This window comes from Pseudomonas sp. CMR5c, from assembly GCF_003850545.1.
GTDB classification, from domain to species: domain Bacteria; phylum Pseudomonadota; class Gammaproteobacteria; order Pseudomonadales; family Pseudomonadaceae; genus Aquipseudomonas; species Aquipseudomonas piscis.
The window spans coordinates 6148217-6166810 of record NZ_CP027705.1 but is presented as its reverse complement, the minus strand read 5'-3'; the positions used below and the strand labels follow the sequence as shown (position 1 = coordinate 6166810).

Annotated in this window: 16 protein-coding genes; 15 read left to right on the top strand and 1 reads right to left on the bottom strand. The window is 65.2% G+C overall.

What is annotated here, in order from left to right; translation table 11 throughout:
* The first annotated feature begins 51 nt into the window (after positions 1-51).
* The 3 genes from C4K40_RS28535 to C4K40_RS28525 are packed head-to-tail and all read left to right on the top strand — an operon-like array spanning position 52 to position 2517.
* Positions 52-1077 carry an aminoglycoside phosphotransferase family protein gene (locus tag C4K40_RS28535; protein ID WP_053137605.1) on the top strand — a complete coding sequence of 342 codons (1026 nt, stop codon included), beginning with the start codon at positions 52-54 and terminating at the stop codon, positions 1075-1077.
* Positions 1074-1748, top strand: coding sequence for an N-acetylmuramate alpha-1-phosphate uridylyltransferase MurU (murU, locus tag C4K40_RS28530; protein ID WP_053137601.1), 675 nt, complete (start codon positions 1074-1076; stop codon positions 1746-1748). The genes C4K40_RS28535 and murU overlap by 4 nt, the downstream gene beginning before the upstream one ends.
* Before the next feature lies 1 nt (position 1749).
* Complete coding sequence (locus C4K40_RS28525) at positions 1750-2517, top strand: TerB family tellurite resistance protein (RefSeq protein ID WP_053137598.1); 768 nt, start codon at positions 1750-1752, stop codon at positions 2515-2517.
* Between the two features lie 49 nt (positions 2518-2566).
* On the opposite strand, the gene C4K40_RS28520 is transcribed toward C4K40_RS28525, so the two are convergent.
* Complete coding sequence (locus tag C4K40_RS28520) at positions 2567-3559, bottom strand: alpha/beta hydrolase family protein (RefSeq protein ID WP_053137595.1); 993 nt, start codon at positions 3557-3559, stop codon at positions 2567-2569.
* Positions 3560-3633: 74 nt separating this feature from the next.
* Between C4K40_RS28520 and C4K40_RS28515 the strand changes: the two genes are divergently transcribed.
* From C4K40_RS28515 to C4K40_RS28460, 12 genes are all read left to right on the top strand, one after another.
* Positions 3634-6033 carry a PAS domain S-box protein gene (locus C4K40_RS28515; protein ID WP_053137593.1) on the top strand — a complete coding sequence of 800 codons (2400 nt, stop codon included), beginning with the start codon at positions 3634-3636 and terminating at the stop codon, positions 6031-6033.
* A 13-nt stretch (positions 6034-6046) separates the two neighbouring features.
* A complete protein-coding gene (locus C4K40_RS28510) occupies positions 6047-6676 on the top strand; it encodes a response regulator transcription factor (RefSeq protein ID WP_022641414.1) in 630 nt (209 codons plus the stop codon).
* A gap of 299 nt (positions 6677-6975) precedes the next feature.
* A complete protein-coding gene (locus C4K40_RS28505) occupies positions 6976-8100 on the top strand; it encodes an ABC transporter ATP-binding protein (RefSeq protein ID WP_022641413.1) in 1125 nt (374 codons plus the stop codon).
* 46 nt (positions 8101-8146) lie between these two features.
* Positions 8147-9190 (top strand): ABC transporter substrate-binding protein, encoded by a 1044-nt coding sequence (locus C4K40_RS28500; protein ID WP_022641412.1) that lies wholly within the window; start codon positions 8147-8149, stop codon positions 9188-9190.
* A gap of 76 nt (positions 9191-9266) precedes the next feature.
* Positions 9267-10514 (top strand): ABC transporter permease, encoded by a 1248-nt coding sequence (locus C4K40_RS28495; protein WP_053137591.1) that lies wholly within the window; start codon positions 9267-9269, stop codon positions 10512-10514.
* Positions 10515-10527: 13 nt separating this feature from the next.
* Positions 10528-11352 (top strand): ABC transporter permease, encoded by an 825-nt coding sequence (locus C4K40_RS28490; RefSeq protein ID WP_022641410.1) that lies wholly within the window; start codon positions 10528-10530, stop codon positions 11350-11352.
* 101 nt (positions 11353-11453) lie between these two features.
* The gene (locus tag C4K40_RS28485) at positions 11454-12827 is read left to right on the top strand and encodes a sigma-54-dependent Fis family transcriptional regulator (RefSeq protein WP_022641409.1); all 1374 of its coding nucleotides are present in this window, start codon (positions 11454-11456) and stop codon (positions 12825-12827) included.
* 195 nt (positions 12828-13022) lie between these two features.
* Positions 13023-14171, top strand: coding sequence for an iron-containing alcohol dehydrogenase (locus C4K40_RS28480; RefSeq protein ID WP_053137588.1), 1149 nt, complete (start codon positions 13023-13025; stop codon positions 14169-14171).
* A gap of 73 nt (positions 14172-14244) precedes the next feature.
* A complete protein-coding gene (locus C4K40_RS28475; RefSeq protein ID WP_053137585.1) occupies positions 14245-15687 on the top strand; it encodes a hypothetical protein in 1443 nt (480 codons plus the stop codon).
* A gap of 117 nt (positions 15688-15804) precedes the next feature.
* Positions 15805-16953: an iron-containing alcohol dehydrogenase gene (locus C4K40_RS28470; RefSeq protein WP_053137582.1), complete on the top strand. Its 1149-nt coding sequence runs from the start codon at positions 15805-15807 to the stop codon at positions 16951-16953.
* Between the two features lie 80 nt (positions 16954-17033).
* Positions 17034-17708, top strand: a complete 675-nt coding sequence (gene rpe, locus C4K40_RS28465; RefSeq protein WP_022641405.1) for a ribulose-phosphate 3-epimerase — start codon at positions 17034-17036, stop codon at positions 17706-17708.
* Positions 17705-18523 (top strand): phosphoglycolate phosphatase, encoded by an 819-nt coding sequence (locus C4K40_RS28460; RefSeq protein ID WP_022641404.1) that lies wholly within the window; start codon positions 17705-17707, stop codon positions 18521-18523. Before rpe ends, C4K40_RS28460 begins: the two co-directional genes overlap by 4 nt.
* Positions 18524-18594: the final 71 nt, after the last annotated feature.

The following is an 18594-nucleotide window of genomic DNA, read 5'->3' as shown; positions in this document are numbered from 1 at the left end:
GATAATAAAGCATGACCCGCTTGACGGCTAGGGCCGTCGGAGACCCTTGTAATGCCTGACCAAGATGTACGCTTGCAACACCTGAAAGTTTGGCTCGATGAACAGTTGGCGATTGTCTATGCAGCACAGGGCTGGGGTGAAGTGCCCCCGGCTACCTTGGTCGCGGCCAGCAGCGACGCGAGTTTCCGCCGTTATTTCCGTTGGCAGGGCGCAGGTCGCAGCTTTGTGGTGATGGATGCCCCGCCGCCCCTGGAGAACTGCCGGCCCTTCGTGGAAATCGCCGGCCTGTTGGCGACTTCCGGTATCAATGTGCCGAAAATTTTTGCCCAGGACCTGGAGCGTGGCTTCCTGTTGCTCAATGACTTGGGTAGCCAGACCTACCTGGATGTAATAAACGAAGACAATGCCGACGGGCTGTTCGAAGACGCATTGCAAGCGCTGTTGGCCTTCCAGCAACTACCCATGGATGCCCCGTTGCCCAGCTACGATGTGCCCCTGCTGCGCCGCGAGCTGGAGCTGTTCCCGGAGTGGTACGTCGGCCGTGAGCTGGGCATTACCCTTACCGCCGAGCAGCGCCAGCAATGGCAACGGGTCAGCGACCTGTTGATCGACAGCGCCCTGGCACAACCCCAGGTTCTGGTCCATCGCGACTATATGCCGCGCAACCTGATGCTCAGCACGCCGAACCCGGGGGTGCTGGACTTCCAGGACGCGGTCTACGGCCCGGTGACCTACGACATCACCTGTCTGTTCAAGGACGCCTTCCTCAGCTGGCCGGAACCGCGCGTGCGGCTCTGGCAGGAAAACTACTGGACCCGCGCCCGGGCCCTGGGTATTCCGGTCCAGGAGGATTTTCAGGAGTTCCTGCGGGCCAGCGACCTGATGGGCGTGCAGCGCCACCTCAAGGTGATCGGGATCTTCTCGCGCATCTGCCACCGCGACGGCAAGCCGCGCTACCTGGCCGATGTCCCGCGGTTCCTGGCTTATATAGAAGCGGTGCTGGCCCGTCGGCCTGAGTTGTCGGAACTGGCGCAACTGCTGTTCAGCTTGAGCCAGCCGGCAGGAGCCCAGGCATGAAGGCGATGATCCTGGCGGCGGGCAAGGGCGAGCGCATGCGCCCATTGACCCTGACCACCCCCAAGCCCCTGCTGCCGGTGGCCGGCGTGCCTCTGATCGAATACCACCTGCGGGCCCTGGCGGCCGCAGGTTTTCGCGAGATCGTCATCAATCATGCCTGGCTTGGCCAGCAGATCGAGGATGCCCTGGGCGACGGCCAGCGCTGGGGCCTGAGCATCCGCTATTCGGCGGAAGACCAGCCGCTGGAGACCGGTGGCGGGATCTTCAAGGCCTTGCCGTTGCTGGGCGACGAGCCCTTCCTGGTGGTCAATGGCGATATCTGGACCGACTACGATTTCACCAGCCTGCGCCGGCCCCTGGATGGCCTGGCTCACCTGGTGATGGTCGACAACCCGCCACACCATCCCACCGGTGGCGACTTCTGCCTGGAGAACGGCCTGCTGCACGACGGCCAGCCGGGTGCGCCGACCCTGACCTACAGCGGTATCTCGGTGCTGCATCCTCGCCTGTTCCAGCACAGCGCCGCCGGCGCCTTCAAGTTGGCGCCGCTGTTGCGCGAGGCCATGGCCCGGGGCCAGGTCAGTGGTGAACACATGCGCGGCCAATGGGTCGATGTGGGAACCGTCGAGCGTCTGGCGCAGGTCGAGCACCTGCTGCAAGCGGGGCGCTGACATGTGGTGGCCAGGGACTCTGATCGGAGCCGGAGCAGGTTTTGCCATAGCCAGCATTCCGGGGGCCATGCTTGGTGCGTTGCTGGGGCAGGCGCTGGATCGGCGCATGCAACTGCACAGCTGGGCACATCTACGTGAACGCCTGGGTGGGCGTCCGGCGCTGCGCAACGATGAGTTGCTGTTCGTCTTGCTCGGGCGCCTGGCGAAAAGCGACGGTCGGGTGGTGGATGGGCATATCCAGCAGGCGCGCCAGGAAATGCGTTCGCTGGACATGAACGAAGTGGCGCAGCGCCGGGCCATTGCCGCCTTCAACCGTGGCAAGTCGGGCAATGACCATCTGCGCGGCTACCTGCGCCGCCTGGGTAGCCAGCCCTATGCCGCCGAAGGCGTGCTGCGCGCCTGCTGGCGCATGGTCTGGGCCGACGGCCGAGTCGGTGCGGCGGAGCGCGAGTTGATCCAGTCCTGGGGCAAATGGCTGGGTTGGAGCAGCGAGCAGATCCAGGCGCTGGCCCAGGACTACGGTCCCGCCAGGAGAGACACCGCTGAAGTCGGCATGAGTTACCAGGAGGCTCTGCGCCTGCTGGGGGTGGCGGCGACCACCGAGCCGGCGCAGATCAAGCGTGCCTACCGGCGGCTGCTCAGTCGCCACCACCCGGACAAGGTCGCCGGTAGCGGCGCGACGCCGGAGCAGGTGCGCACTGCCACGGAGAAAACCCGCGAACTGCACAGCGCCTATGCGCTGGTGCGCCAGCGCCGGGCCTTTCGCTGAAGGCAAGGCCGGGTCGCCGCTGCTTCTCTGGCAGCGGGGCCCGGTGTTTTCAGTTATCGGCGTTTTGCGGATTGAGCCAGCCACGGACCCGGCGGAACAGCTGCTCCTGCTGGGCGCTGTCGTTGCCGGGCAGGGCCTTGAGGGAGATCTGGCTGAAGTTCGAGTGCTTCAAGCGCTTGCTGGCCTGCAGTCGCTCCAGTGCCTCCTTGCGCGCCACCGCTGTGTCGACATAGAAGATATCGGCAGTGGCCAGTTTCAAGGTCGGGGTCAGTTCCGCCAGTTGCGGCTTGCCGTTGCTTGGCGAACGGGCCTCGACCAGCACCAGTTTCTGTACCTGCGATGGCTGTTTTTCGTTCAGGTAGCGCGCGGCCCAATAGGCGCCGGTGCCATGGCCCAGTAGCACGATGCTGCGGGCATTCTGCTGTTCGGCGTAGGCCAGGGCCGCGTCGACCCGGGCGAAGATGCGCTCGGCGTCGGCCTTGACCTGCTCCTCGGTGGTTTCGGCGACCGGATGATCGGCCACATCGGCTTCACCGCCGGCGACCTGCTCGATGGGCTTGGCCTCGGTGCTGGCGTCCTTGGCGGTATTGGCGCTTTCGGTCGGTGCCGCGGGAACCGCCTCGACAATTCGCGGTTGTGCCGCTTCGCTTTGCATATCGGGGAGGGTCAGGCTCAGGCTGCCCCAGTCGGTGTCGGGCAGGCGATTGCGCAATGGCGCCACCACCTGTGGCCAGTCGGCGCTTTCCCCGGCTCCAGGGAGGATGATCACCACGCCCTTGGGCTCGCTGGTGTTGGCCGGTTTCCACAGGGCCAGGAAACTGCTGTCGCCAGCTTGCAGTTGCTGCTGTTCCTGGGTGGGCAAGCGGCGTTCCAGGGCGGTGGCATCTTCCTGGCTGCGTTCGGGCAGGGCGGGGCGTGGCGCCGGTTGTTCCTCGGCAGGCTTGGCCTCGGGAGCCGGATCGTCGGCGTGGGCGGAAAAGCTCCAGGGCAGGATCAGCGACAGGCACAATACGGGCAGTGCCGAGCGGGGGACGAGGGGCATCGGATATTCCAGGCCAGAAGTAATTCCGGCAGCCTAATGGGTTGGTCAGTATTTGTCAGGGTGTGAGACTTCAGATGATGCGCTTTCGCTGCCTCTTGCTTATCGGCTGTCTGTGCCTTCCCTTGATAGGCGCGGCGGCGCCGGCGGCCCACGAGCCTGCCGCGGTCCTGGGCCACGAGCTGCGCCAGTGGCTGGAGCAGCACCCGGAGCTGCGCGTGGGGGTGGTGCTACAGGCGCCCTTGGCCCAGTACGACCGGCGCTTGCAACGCTTGTCCGGGGCCAACGTCGAGTTGATGCAGGCCGTGGCCAGGACCCTGGGCACCGAGTTCAGCTGGCGCAACTTTCCCGACCAGGTCCAACTGGAAAAGGCCCTGCGCGACGGTGAGATCGATATGGCCCCGGGCCTGACCCAGACCCCAGCCGGCCTGCGCCTGTGGCTGTACAGCGATCCTTACATGCGGGTGCCGCAACTGGTGGTGGGAGAGCGCAAGGCTTCCGGGGCGGTGGAGCTGGAGAAGCTCGACAGCCAGGCCCGGGTGGCGGTGCGCATGCCTAGCGCGGTGTCCGAGTACCTGCGCCAGACCTACCCCAACCTCAACTTGCAGGGCGTGCCCCAGGAGCGCCAGGCCTTGCAGTTGCTATTGAGCCAGCAGGCCCGCTACGCGGTAGTGGATGAAGCCCAGCTCAGCCGCCTGTCCGCCGAGGCGGAGTTCTCCGGCCTGGCGGTGGTGGGCGATATCGGCCTGCCGCAGCTGTTGCGGGTGGCCACCCGGCGCGATTGGCCGGAACTGGCCAGCATCATGCAAACCGCCCTGCGCACGATTCCCGCCAAGGAGCTGGAGCAACTGCACAACCGCTGGCTGCAACCCAAGTATCCGCGCCTGGGCGAGTCCCCTGGCGCCTGGCGCAGCCTCAGCCTGTTGCTGGCCCTGCTGTTGCTGGGCAGCCTGGGCTTGATCCTCTGGCTGCGCCGCCAGCAACGTGGGCTGGAGCAGCAGCTGCTGGCGGCCCGGGAAGACATCGCCTTGCGCGCCGCCAGCGAGGAGGCCTTGCGCCTGACCCAGTTTTCCATCGACCAGAGCACTGTGGGCATCCTCTGGGTCAATTGGGACAGCCACGTGCGCTATGCCAACCGCGCCGCCGAAGAAATGCTCGGCTATGCCCCGGGTGGAGTGATCGAGCGGCCGCTGATCGATTTCGAACCCAACCTGCACATGGATCGCTGGCTCAACCTGTGGAAGCGCGCCCGGGCCAGCGCCGGGGGCGTGCAGAGCTTCGAAAGCCAGTGCGTACGGGCCGACGGCAGCATCCTGCCGACGGACGTGTCCTTGAGCTTCCTGCGTTTTCGCGACAGCGAGTACCTGGTGGTCTACCTCACCGATGTCACCGAGCGCCGTCGCGCCCTGGCGGCCCTGCGCGAGAGCGAAGCGCGGCTGCAAGGCATCGCCGCCAACGTGCCGGGCCTGGTGTTTCGCCTGGAGCGCGCGCCAGTCAGCGGGCAGATCGACTTCGCCTACATCAGCGAGGGCAGCCAGACCCTGGTGGGCTACTCGCCTGCGGTGCTCGCCCATCGCGACAAGGGCCTGCGCAGCCTGGTGCACCCTGATGACAAGGCCAGTTACCACCAGACCCAGGACCAGGCCCTGGACACCGACAGCGACTGGTCCTGGCAGGGGCGTATCCTCACCCGCCAGGGCCAGCAGCGCTGGGCCGAGATCAAGGCGATTACCCGGCAGCTGGACGACGGCACCTTCGTCTGGGACGGCATCGTCTGGGATATCAGCGAGAGCAAGCGCATCGAGTTGGAGCTGGCCAGTTCCCGCGAGCAGCTGCGCGAGCTGTCGGCGCACCTGGAGAGCGTGCGGGAAGAGGAAAAGGCCCGCATTGCCAGGGAAGTCCATGACGAACTGGGGCAGATGCTCACCGTGCTCAAGCTGGAGACCTCCATGTGCGAGCTGGCCTACGCTCAGCTCGATCCCGGGCTGAACGAGCGCCTCAACAGCATGAAGCGCTTGATCACCCAGCTGTTCCAGTTGGTGCGCGACGTGGCCACGGCCCTGCGCCCGCCGATCCTGGATGCCGGTATCGCCTCGGCCATCGAATGGCAGGCCCGGCGTTTCGAGGCGCGCACGCAGATCCCGTGCCTGGTGGACGTGCCGGATAACCTGCCACGCCTGAGCGACGCCAAGGCCATCGGCCTGTTCCGCATCCTCCAGGAGGCCCTGACCAACGTCATGCGCCATGCCCAGGCGCATACTGTGGAGCTGTCCCTGGTACTGGACGGGCCACAGTTGTGCATGAGCATCAGCGACGATGGCCTGGGGTTCGATACCGCCGCCACGCGCCCCACCTCCTTTGGCCTGGTGGGCATGCGCGAGCGGGTGCTGATCATGGGCGGTAGCCTGGCGCTGCACAGCGAGCCGGGGGAGGGCACCAGCCTGACCGTCCGGGTGCCCCTGGACCGACAACAATAACGAGGAGAACCGCGTGATCCGTGTACTGGTAGCCGAAGACCACACCATTGTCCGCGAAGGCATCAAGCAACTGATCGGCCTGGCCAAGGACCTGACGGTCGTGGGGGAGGCGAGCAATGGCGAGCAACTGCTGGAGACCCTGCGCCAGGTGCCTTGCGAGGTGGTATTGCTGGACATCTCCATGCCCGGGGTGAACGGCCTGGAAGCCATCCCACGAATCCGCGCCCTGAGCGATCCGCCGGCGATCCTGGTGCTGTCGATGCATGACGAGGCACAGATGGCCGCCCGGGCCCTGAAGATCGGCGCCGCTGGCTACGCCACCAAGGACAGCGATCCGTCACTGCTGCTGACGGCCATCCGCAAGGTGGCGTCCGGTGGGCGCTACATCGACCCGGAACTGGCGGATCGCATGGTCTTCGAGGTCGGCCTGACCGATGCCCGGCCACTGCATTCGCTGTTGTCCGAGCGTGAATTCTCGGTGTTCGAGCGCCTGGCCCAGGGGGCCAATGTCAACGACATCGCCCAGCAATTGGCCTTGAGCAACAAGACCATCAGCACCCACAAGGCGCGGCTGATGCAAAAGCTCAACGTCACCTCACTGGCCGAGCTGGTGAAGTACGCCATGGAGCACAAGCTGCTCTGAGCCAGCGGGAGTCAGTTCCCCCCGCCACAATGGATACGCCCCCAGGTCGATGGTCCTGGCCAAGGCATTGGCGGGGCATATCCGTTTACGACATCGCCACTTCCCGGCCTATGCCTGTTCTTGGGGCTTGCCGCTTCAAGCTTGCCCCTGCTCTTGTCTGTTTCCGCCATTCTTGTAGGGCAATCCCTACAGGCAGCCTTCCAGGCGGCTGAGGCGAATCTCTCCTACCCCCCGATTTTCGGGCCTTGTGGGCTGCACTAGGCTTGCCCTACAGCCGTCTAAAACAAAAAGGTGCGGGTATGAGCGAGGTCGATTCAAGCGCTGGGGCCAATGATGTTCTGGTCAGCTTTCGTGGTGTGCAGAAGAGCTACGACGGCGAGAACCTGATCGTCAAGGACCTCAACCTGGAAATTCGCAAGGGCGAGTTCCTCACCCTGCTCGGGCCGTCCGGCTCCGGCAAGACCACCAGCCTGATGATGCTGGCCGGTTTCGAGACGCCGACCGCCGGCGAGATCCAGCTGGCCGGGCGCTCGATCAACAATGTGCCGCCGCACAAGCGCGATATCGGCATGGTGTTCCAGAACTACGCGCTGTTCCCGCACATGACCGTGGCCGAGAACCTGGCGTTCCCGCTGTCGGTACGGGGCCTGGGCAAGACCGACATCAGCGAGCGGGTCAAGCGCGTGCTGAGCATGGTCCAGCTGGACTCTTTCGCCCAGCGCTATCCGGCGCAACTGTCCGGTGGCCAGCAGCAACGGGTCGCCCTGGCCCGGGCCCTGGTGTTCGAGCCGCAGCTGGTACTGATGGACGAGCCCTTGGGGGCGCTGGACAAACAGCTGCGCGAGCATATGCAGATGGAGATCAAGCACCTGCACCAGCGCCTGGGCTTGACCGTGGTCTACGTGACCCACGACCAGGGCGAGGCCTTGACCATGTCCGACCGGGTGGCGGTGTTCCACCAGGGCGAGATCCAGCAGATCGCCCCGCCGCGGACCCTCTACGAAGAACCGAAGAACACCTTCGTCGCCAACTTCATCGGCGAGAACAACCGCCTCAGCGGTCGCCTGCACAGCCACGACGGCGAGCGCTGCGTGGTGGAGCTGGGGCGTGGTGAGAAAGTCGAGGCATTGGCGGTCAACGTCGGCCAGGTCGGTGGCCCGGTGACCCTGTCCATCCGCCCGGAGCGGGTGAGCCTCAACGGTTCCAGCGAACACTGCGCCAACCGCTTTTCCGGGCGGGTGGCGGAGTTCATCTACCTGGGCGACCACGTCCGAGTGCGCCTGGAAGTCTGCGGCAAGAGCGACTTCTTCGTGAAACAGCCGATTGCCGAGCTCGATCCAGCGCTGGCGGTGGGCGACGTGGTACCGCTTGGCTGGCAAGTCGAGCACGTTCGTGCGCTCGACCCGCTTCTAGAGGCGAATTGATCGCCCCCCCTTGCAACACCAACCTGCACGTGGAGAACACAATAAAATGCTGAGATCCCTGAAACTCACAGCCCTGACGCTGGGCATGCTGGGGGCCGCGCACGCCCTGGCGGCGGGACCGGACCTGACCGTGGTGTCCTTTGGTGGGGCGAACAAGGCCGCCCAGGTCAAGGCCTTCTACGCTCCGTGGGAAGCGGCGGGCAACGGCAAGATCGTCGCCGGCGAGTACAACGGCGAGATGGCCAAGGTCAAGGCCATGGTCGACACCAAGAGCGTGTCCTGGGACCTGGTGGAAGTGGAGTCCCCCGAGTTGTCCCGCGGTTGCGACGAAGACCTGTTCGAACCTCTCGACCCGGCGCTGTTCGGCAAGGGCGAAGACTATGTCAAGGGCGCCATCCAGCCGTGTGGCGTGGGCTTCTTCGTCTGGTCCACGGTGCTGGCCTACAACGCCGACAAGCTCAAGGCGCCGCCAGGCAGCTGGGCGGACTTCTGGGACACGCAGAAATTCCCGGGCAAGCGCGGCCTGCGCAAGGGGGCCAAGTACACCCTGGAGTTCGCCCTGATGGCCGACGGCGTCGCGCCCAAGGATGTGTACAAGGTGCTGGCCAGCAAGGATGGCCAGGACCGTGCCTTCAAGAAGCTCGATGAGCTCAAGCCCAACATCCAGTGGTGGGAAGCCGGCGCCCAGCCACCGCAGTACCTGGCCTCGGGCGACGTGGTCATGAGCTCGGCCTACAACGGCCGGATCGCCGCGGTGCAGAAGGAAAGCAACCTGAAGGTGGTGTGGAACGGCGGCATCTACGACTTCGATGCCTGGGCTATCCCCAAGGGCCTGGACAAGACCCGTGCCGAAGCGGCGAAGAAGTTCATCGCCTACTCGGTGCAGCCGCAGCAGCAGAAGACCTATTCGGAAAACATCGCCTATGGCCCGGCCAACACCCAGGCCGTGCCGCTGCTGGCCAAGGACATCCTCAAGGACATGCCGACCACTCCGGAGAACATCGCCAACCAGGTGCAGATCGACGTCAGCTTCTGGGCTGACAACGGCGAGCAGTTGGAGCAGCGCTTCAACGCCTGGGCGGCCAAGTAAGCATCGCTAGTGGCAGGAGCGGGCTGGCCCGCTCCTGTCGGTGGTGTATTCGAAAGATCGATTCGCGGAGTTTGTCATGACCATCACCGTTCCCCTGGATGCGGTCGCCGGCCCGACCCTCAAGCAGCGACTGGCCCGTGCCGAGCGGGTCAACCGCTGGAAGGCCCAGGCCCTGATCGCGCCGCTGGTGCTGTTCCTGCTGCTGGTGTTCCTGGTACCGATCGTGGCGCTGTTGTACAAGAGCGTCGGCAACCCGGAAGTGGTCGGCGGCATGCCGCGCACGGTGGTGGCCGTGAATGCCTGGGACGGCCGTGGTTTGCCCGGCGAGGCCGCCTACAAGGCCTTGAGCGAAGACCTGGCCGAGGCCCGCAAGAACCAGGGCCTGGGCGACCTGTCCAAGCGCCTGAACATGGAACTGGCCGGCTATCGCAGCCTGCTGACCAAGACTGCCCGCGCCTTGCCGTTCAAGGCCGAGCCCGAATCCTATAAAGAAGCCATGGAGGGGGTGGACGAGCGTTGGGGCGACCCGGCCTACTGGCAGGCGATCCGGCGCAATACCAGCAGCCTGACTCCCTACTACCTGCTGGCGGCGCTGGACCACCGGATCGACGACCTGGGCGAGCTGGCCCCGGCGACCCCGGACCAGTCGATCTACCTGGATATCTTCGCCCGGACCTTCTGGATGGGCCTGGTGATCACCGCCATCTGCCTGGTGCTGGCCTATCCCCTGGCGTACCTGCTGGCCAACCTGCCGGCGCGCAAGAGCAACCTGCTGATGATCCTGGTGCTGCTGCCGTTCTGGACTTCGATCCTGGTGCGGGTGGCGGCCTGGATCGTGCTCCTGCAGTCCGGCGGCCTGATCAACAGCGCCTTGCTGGCCATGGGCGTGATCGACAAGCCCCTGGAGCTGGTGTTCAACCGCACCGGGGTCTACATCTCCATGGTGCACATCCTGCTGCCGTTCATGATCCTGCCGATCTACAGCGTGATGAAGAGCATCTCGCCGACCTACATGCGCGCGGCGATCTCCCTGGGCTGCCATCCGTTCGCCAGCTTCTGGCGGGTGTACTTCCCGCAAACCTATGCAGGGGTCGGCGCCGGTTGCCTGCTGGTGTTCATCCTGGCCATCGGCTACTACATCACCCCGGCCCTGCTGGGCAGCCCGAACGACCAGATGGTCAGCTACTTCGTGGCCTTCTACACCAACACCAGCATCAACTGGGGCATGGCCACCGCCCTGGGCGGCCTGCTGTTGCTGGCGACCATCGTGCTGTACCTGATCTACAGCTGGCTGGTGGGCGCCAGTCGCCTGCGCCTGAGCTAAGGAGAGAATCGAAATGCTGAGCCCCTACATGTCGCCCGTCGAGCGGGTCTGGTTCTACAGCTTGCGGATCCTCTGCGGCTTGATCCTGCTGTTCCTGGTGTTGCCGGTGCTGGTGATCATCCCGTTGTCGTTCAACTCGGGCAGCTTCCTGGTGTATCCGCTGCAGGGCTTCTCGCTGCACTGGTACCAGGACTTCTTCGCCTCCGCCGAATGGATGCGCGCCCTGAAGAACAGCATCATCGTGGCCCCGGCGGCCACTGTGCTGGCCATGGTCTTCGGCACCCTGGCGGCCATCGGCCTGACCCGCGGCGATTTTCCCGGCAAGTCGCTGGTCATGGCCCTGGTGATCTCGCCGATGGTGGTGCCGGTGGTGATCATCGGGGTCGCCAGCTACCTGTTCTTCGCTCCGCTGGGCATGGGCAACAGCTTCTTGTCGCTGATCATCGTGCATGCGGTGCTCGGGGTGCCGTTCGTGATCATCACCGTCTCGGCGACCTTGCAGGGCTTCAACCACAACCTGGTGCGGGCGGCGGCCAGCCTGGGCGCCTCGCCGCTGACCACCTTTCGCCGGGTGACCCTGCCGTTGATCGCTCCGGGCGTGATCAGTGGTGCGTTGTTCGCCTTCGCCACCTCGTTCGACGAAGTGGTGGTGACCCTGTTCCTCGCCGGACCCGAGCAGGCGACGCTGCCCCGGCAGATGTTCAGTGGTATTCGCGAGAACCTCAGCCCCACCATCGCCGCCGCGGCCACGCTGCTGATCGCCTTCTCGGTGATCCTGCTGTTGACCCTGGAATGGCTGCGCGGGCGCAGCGAAAAACTGCGCACTGCCCAGGCCTGATGCCCTTGGCGGCCTTGGACTAACGTCGAGGCCGCCGGCGTGCCGCTGCCTGGCGTTCACCCGTAAACTGCGTGCTTGCCATGCTTACTGCGGAGTCACGGGTGAACTTCAACGATGCCAGTTTCGAAGAGCTGCTCAATGCACTGCATGACGGTGTCTACATCACCGACGGCCAGGGCCAGACCCTCAAGGTCAACCAGGCCTACGAGCGTCTCACCGGCCTGAACGGCGCCGAGCTGCTGGGGCGGCCGATGCAGGAACTGGTGAAAAGCGGGGTGATTTCCCAGTCTGCATCGTTGCGGGTCCTGCAGGATGGCCGGCCGGTCTCGATGATGCAGAGCCTCAGCCAGGGCAAGAAGCTGCTGGTCAGCGCCACGCCGATCCTCGCCGCCGACCGGAGCATCCGCTATGTGGTCAGCACCGTGCGCGACATGACCGAGCTGCTGCGTATCAAGCGCGAGCGCGACGAGCTGCAGCAACTCAAGCAACTGCGCAACAGCACCGCGCGGCTGCACGCCGGCCAGCGTGACGATCTCCTGCAATCGCCGCTGATGGCCGACCAGGAAGTCTCCGGGCGGATCTTCGCCCAGGCCCGGCAAGTGGCCGACTGCGACGTCAAGGTGCTGCTGCAAGGGGAAACCGGGGTCGGCAAGACCCTGGTGGCGCAGTTCATCCACAATGCCAGCGCTCGCGCCGCGGAACCGTTCCTGGCCCTCAACTGCGGAGCCTTGCCGGAGAACCTGATCGAGGCCGAGCTGTTCGGCTACGCCCCGGGGGCGTTCACCGGCGCGGGCAGCAAGGGCAAGCGCGGGCTGCTGGAGCTGGCCCACAACGGCACGCTGTTTCTCGACGAGATCGGCGACCTGCCGCTGGCGGTGCAGGTCAAGTTGCTCAAGGTCATCGAGGAGAACCGCTTCATCCCCGTGGGCGGCCTGGAGCTCAAGGAGGTGGATGTGCGGATCGTCAGCGCCACCCATCACGACCTCAAGCAGCGGGTGGCCGAGGGCAAGTTTCGCGCCGACCTCTATTACCGCTTGAACGTGGTGCCGATCGCCATCCCGGCCCTGCGCGAGCGCAGCGAGGAGATCGGCCCCTTGCTGGAGTACTACCTGGAGCACTTCAACCAGCGCTACCAGCGGCAGGTGCAATGGAGCCTGGAAGCCCTGGAGCATTTGGGCGAATACGCCTGGCCGGGGAACATCCGCGAGCTGATCAATGTGGTGGAGCGCCTGGTGGTGACTTGCCCGGGGCAGGTGATCGAGGCCCTGGACCTGCCGGAGGAGCTGGTCGGGCAGCAGGCGCGCAATCTCGACGACAGCCGCCTGCCCCTGCGCAAAGTGGTGGAGAACGCCGAGCGCCAGGCCATCCGCGCGGCCTTGCAACTGCACAAGACCACCCGCCTGGCCGCCAAGGCCCTGGGCGTGAGCCAGGCCACGGTGGTGCAGAAAATGAAACGCTGGGAACACTCTGATTAGGATCCTGATCAGAAGCCCCGCTGGCGATCAACAAAACAATCGCGACGCCCCGGTCATTTCCCGGAATCTACTGCCCGAGCCTTGTAAACCAAGGCTTCTGGCGTCTTGGCACAGCTTTCGCTCTACAAGCTTCGAGCCCATACGAGAGCCCGCCTGGCGGCGCTCTTGCCACAACAATGAATCAAGGCCGAACCGATGAGCATCCGTGCATTCAAAATTGCCAACAAACTGATTACCGGCCAGGGGGCCATCGAGCAACTGGACGCCGAGCTGGCGCGCCTCAGGGTCGACAATCCGCTGATCGTCACCGATGCGATCCTGGTGGCCTGCGGCACCGTGGACCTGGCTGTGGCCCACATGGGTGGGCGCAGCCATGGGATCTTCGATGGGGTCGAGCCCGAACCGCAGGTCGCCATCGTCCGGGAGTGCGCCAATGCCTATCGCGCCGGTCGCCATGACGGCCTGATCGGCCTGGGCGGCGGCAGTGCCATCGACATCGCCAAGGCCGTGGCCGCCTTCGCCGGCCATGAAGGTGCGCTGGAGCAGCTTTTCGGCATCGACCAGGTGCCGCGCAAGGGCCCACCTTTGATTGCCATCCCCACCACGGCCGGCACCGGCTCGGAAGTCACTAACGTGGCGATCCTCTCGGACAAGCAGGCCCAGCTGAAAAAAGGCATCGTCAGTGACTACCTGCTGCCGGACGTAGCGCTGGTGAGTCCGGCCATGACCCTGACCTGCCCGCGCAGCGTAACCGCAGCCAGCGGTATCGACGCGCTGGTGCATGCGGTGGAGTCCTACTTGTCGCTCAACGGCTCGCCGATCACCGATGCCCTGGCCCTGGGGGCGATCCGCCTGATCGTCAAGGCGCTGCCCAAGGCCTATGCCAACCCCGGGCACCTGCAGGCCCGGGAAGACATGGCCAGCGCCAGCCTGATGGCCGGCATGGCCTTCGGCAATGCCGGGGTCGGCGCGGTGCACGCCCTGGCCTATCCCCTGGGCGGGCGCTTCAACATCGCCCACGGTGTGAGCAATGCGCTGCTGCTGCCCTATGTCATGGCCTGGAACAAGCTGGCCTGCGTCGAGCGCCTGCGGGACATCGCCCAGGCCATGGATGTGCCCGTCATCGGCCTCAGTGACGAGCAAGCGGCGGAGCAGGCGGTCAAGGCCATGGCGGCGTTGTGCGCAGCGGTGGCTATTCCCACCGGCATGCGCAGCTTCGGCGTGCCGGAGGAGGCGATCCCGGCCATGGCCGTGGAGGCCGCGGGCATCGAGCGCCTGATGCGCAACAACCCGCGCCAGCTGAACGCTGCCGATATCGAGCAGATCTACCGGGCCGCCTATTGAGCGACCTGCCCCACGCCGGGCTGGCGTGGGGCGCCTTACACCGCCACCAATACCAATAAGACAGGTGCAGTTGATGCCAACCCCTTCCGACACCCGGCACGAAACGCCGTATTTCGCCCTTGGCCCGTTCAAGGTGCGCTTGCCGTTCATCCACTACAAGCTCGAGCTGCCGGACTACCTGCAGGGCTTGCTGATGTGCGCCGTGGACCTGGCGGCCATCCCGTTGATGACCGAATTCCTCGGCATGCCCTTCGAAATGGCCCTGGCCGTGGTCATGCTCAATGGCCTGTTGTACCTGGCCCACCATCTGCTGGGCGACCCGGTGGTGCCCGGCTGGATCACCCCGGCGGTGCCATTGTTGATGGCTTACTGCGCACAGTTCCCGGTGGGGCCGGAGCGGGTCCATGCGCTGATCGCCTTCCAGCTGATGCTCGGAGTGTTCTCCATTGCCCTGGGCGCTACCGGCATGGCGCGCAAGGTGGTGGGGTTCGTGCCATCGGCGATCAAGTCGGGGGTCATCGTGGGCGCCGGGCTCAGCGCGGTGACCACGGTGTTCCAGGTGGGCGGCAAGTTCGACAGCTTTCCCTGGACCATTTCCATCGCCATCGGCATCGCCTTCTACCTGATCTTTTCCCAGCACTTCGCCAAGTTGAAGTTGCAGAGCCGCTTCTGGTGGAACTTCGCCAAGCTGGGGATCCTGCCGATCATCCTGCTGGCGGTGGTGCTGGCGCCGCTGTTCGGCGAAGCGCCGTGGCCGACCATCCAGTGGGGCCTGAGCAAACCGGACTTCGCCGGCTTGTGGAACAACTACACGGTATTCGGCCTGGGCATGCCGCCGCTGTCGATGTTCCTCAGCGCGCTGCCGACCATGCTGGCGGTGTACATCATCGTCTTTGGCGATGTGCTGAGCGCCAAGGTGTTGCTGGACGAGGCCGGGCAGATCCGCAAGGACGAGAAGGTGGACTACGACCCGGACCGTTCGCACCTGATCTTCGGTGGGCGTAACGCCTTCATGAGCATCTTCGGCCCGGACATCGCCATGTGCGGCCCGAAATGGGCGGCAATGCTGGTGGTCATCATCGAACGCTTCAAGGGCGGGCCCAAGGCCATGGGCTCGATCTATGGCGGCATGGGTTCGTTCCGCTGGGGCACCAACACCGGCTTGCTGCTGTTGCCGGTGGTGACCCTGGTGCAGCCGATCCTCGGGGTGGCGTTGGCCCTGACCCTGCTGATCCAGGGTTATGTCAGCGTGCGCCTGGGCATTCTCGAGGCCCGCAGCCAGCGCGACCTGGGCATCGCCGGGGTGATCGGCGCGGTATTGGCGATCAAGGGCGCGAGCTGGGGCTTCGCCATCGGCGTGGTGCTGTGCCTGCTGATCTACGGCAAGAACTTCTTCAAGGGCGAGAACGACAATACCTTCACCAAGGACCTGGACAGTCCTGACGCCCCGGCGCCAGAGGCTCGGCCGGAACCCGGGGTGAAGGCCCATGCAGTGGCGAAGAACGAGGCGGCCTGAGGCCTGGACCGCCGGCAACGGGCCGTGGCGATGCCGATCGGGCATCGCGGCGGTCCGGTTGTGCAATCCCCAGCTACGCTTGTGCCGGCTCCCATCTCTATACAAGAGGCTGCGCGCATGAGTATTTCCTCTTTCAAGATCGCCCATAAGCTGCTCACCGGCACCAGCGCCATCGAGCAACTGGCCACCGAACTGACCCGCCTGGATGTGGATAACCCGCTGATCGTCACCGATGCCGCGTTGGTCGAATCCGGCACCGTGGCGCTGGCGCTGGCCCACCTGGGGGCGCGCGACTACGAGATCTTCGACCGGGTACGGCCGGATCCGGAAATCGCCATCGTCGAGGACTGCATGCAGGTCTATCGTGATGGCGGGCACGACGGCCTGATCGGCCTGGGCGGTGGCAGCGCCATCGATATCGCCAAGAGCGTGGCGGCCTATGCCGGTTACCACGGCGCCCTGGAGGACCTGTTCGGCGTCGACCTGGTGCCGCGCAAGGGGCCACCGCTGATCGCCATTCCCACCACCGCCGGTACCGGCTCGGAGGTGACCAACGTGGCGATCCTTTCCGACAAGGCCGCACAGTTGAAGAAGGGCATCGTCAGTGACTACCTGCTGCCGGATGTGGCGCTGGTCAGCCCGCAGATGACCCTGACCTGCCCGCGCCATGTCACTGCCGCCAGCGGTGTCGACGCCCTGGTGCACGGGGTGGAAGCCTACTTGTCGCTCAATGCCTCGCCCATCACCGATTCCCTGGCCCTGGGGGCCATCCGCCTGATCGCCAGGGCCCTGCCCAAGGCGTTCGCCAATCCGGCCAACCTAGAGGCCCGGGAGGACATGGCCACGGCCAGCCTGATGGCCGGCATGGCTTTCGGTAACGCCGGGGTAGGGGCGGTGCATGCCCTGGCCTATCCGTTGGGCGGGCGCTTCCATATGTCCCATGGGGTCAGCAATGCCTTGTTGCTGCCCTACGTCATGACCTGGAACAAGATGGCCTGCGTCGAGCGCATGCAGGATATCGCCGCCGCCATGGGCGTGCGCACGGCGCGCTTGAGCGCCAGCGAAGCGGCGGACCGGGCCGTAGAGGCCATGGCCGATTTGTGCGCCGCCGTGGAAATTCCCACTGGCCTGCGCGGTTTCGGCGTGCCGGAGGACGCGATCCCAGCCATGGCCCGGGAGGCCGCCGGTATCGAGCGGCTGATGCGCAACAATCCGCGCCGGCTGAGCCCCGCCGATATCGAGCAGATCTATCGGGCGGCCTACTGATCATTGCCGTGACGGTGTGCGCTCCAAAGCATGAGGTATACAATGCGCGCCATCGTGATTCCGCTCAAAAAAGGTGCGTCATGCAGCCCTTCGCTATTGCTCCGTCGATTCTTTCCGCCGACTTCGCCCGCCTGGGCGAGGAAGTGGACAATGTCCTGGCCGCCGGTGCCGATATCGTCCACTTCGATGTCATGGACAACCACTATGTGCCGAACCTGACCATCGGTCCGATGGTCTGCGCTGCACTGCGCAAGTACGGGATCACTGCGCCGATCGATGCGCACCTGATGGTCAGCCCGGTGGATCGCATCATCGGCGACTTCATCGAGGCGGGCGCCACCTACATCACCTTCCACCCCGAGGCCACGCTGCATGTGGACCGTTCCCTGCAGATGATCCGCGAGGGTGGCTGCAAGGCCGGCCTGGTGTTCAACCCGGCGACCCCGCTGGACGTGCTCAAGTACGTGATGGACAAGGTCGACATGGTGCTGCTGATGAGCGTCAACCCGGGCTTCGGTGGCCAGAAGTTCATTCCCGGCACCCTGGACAAGCTGCGTGAAGCGCGGGCATTGATCGACGCTAGCGGCCGGGACATCCGCCTGGAGATCGACGGTGGCGTGAACGTTGGCAACATCCGCGAGATCGCTGCGGCCGGTGCAGACACCTTCGTCGCCGGTTCGGCGATCTTCAATGCACCCAACTACCAGGAAGTGATCGAGAAGATGCGCGCCGAGCTGGCGCTGGCTCGATCATGAGTGCCTTCGAGCAGCTGTTCTCGGGGAAGCTGCCACGGCTGGTGATGTTCGACCTGGATGGCACCCTGGTCGACTCGGTGCCCGACCTGGCCGCCGCCGTGGACCAGATGCTGCTCGAGCTGGGCCGTCCGCCCGCGGGGATCGAGGCGGTGCGCCAGTGGGTCGGCAATGGTGCACCGATGCTGGTGCGCCGGGCCCTGGCCAACAGCCTGGATCCCCAGGACATCGACGATGCCGAAGTCGCCCAGGCCCTGGAGCTGTTCAACGCTGCCTACGAGGGTAGCCATGAGCTGACCGTGGTCTATCCCGGTGCGCGCGAGACCCTCAAGTGGTTGTACAAGCAGGGCGTGGAGCTGGCGCTGATCACCAACAAGCCCGAGCGCTTCGTCGCGCCCTTGCTGGACCAGATGCGCATCGGTCGCTATTTCCGCTGGATCATCGGCGGCGATACCCTGCCGCAGAAGAAGCCCGACCCGGCGGCGCTGTTCTTCGTGATGAAGATGGCCAGCATCCCGGCCTCGCAGTCGCTGTTCGTCGGCGACTCGCGCAGCGACGTGCTGGCGGCGCGGGCGGCGGGGGTCAAGTGCGTGGCGCTGAGCTACGGCTACAACCATGGACGGCCGATTGCCGAGGAGTCCCCGGCCCTGGTAATCGACGACTTGCGGGCGCTGATCCCCGGTTGCTTAGAACCTGCCGCTGAGATAACGTTGCCCGACGCTGTCCCATCCCCTTCTGGAAATTCCATCGTGGTGGTCACTCGCAAACTCTGGATGAAAGTCATCAAGGCCTTGGCCCGTTGGCGTTGGCGCGCCTGATTTTTGTCTGGCCGGCCCTGCCGGCGTGTTTGCATACCTGACTGTTAGACCCTCAAGCCACGAGGCATCCC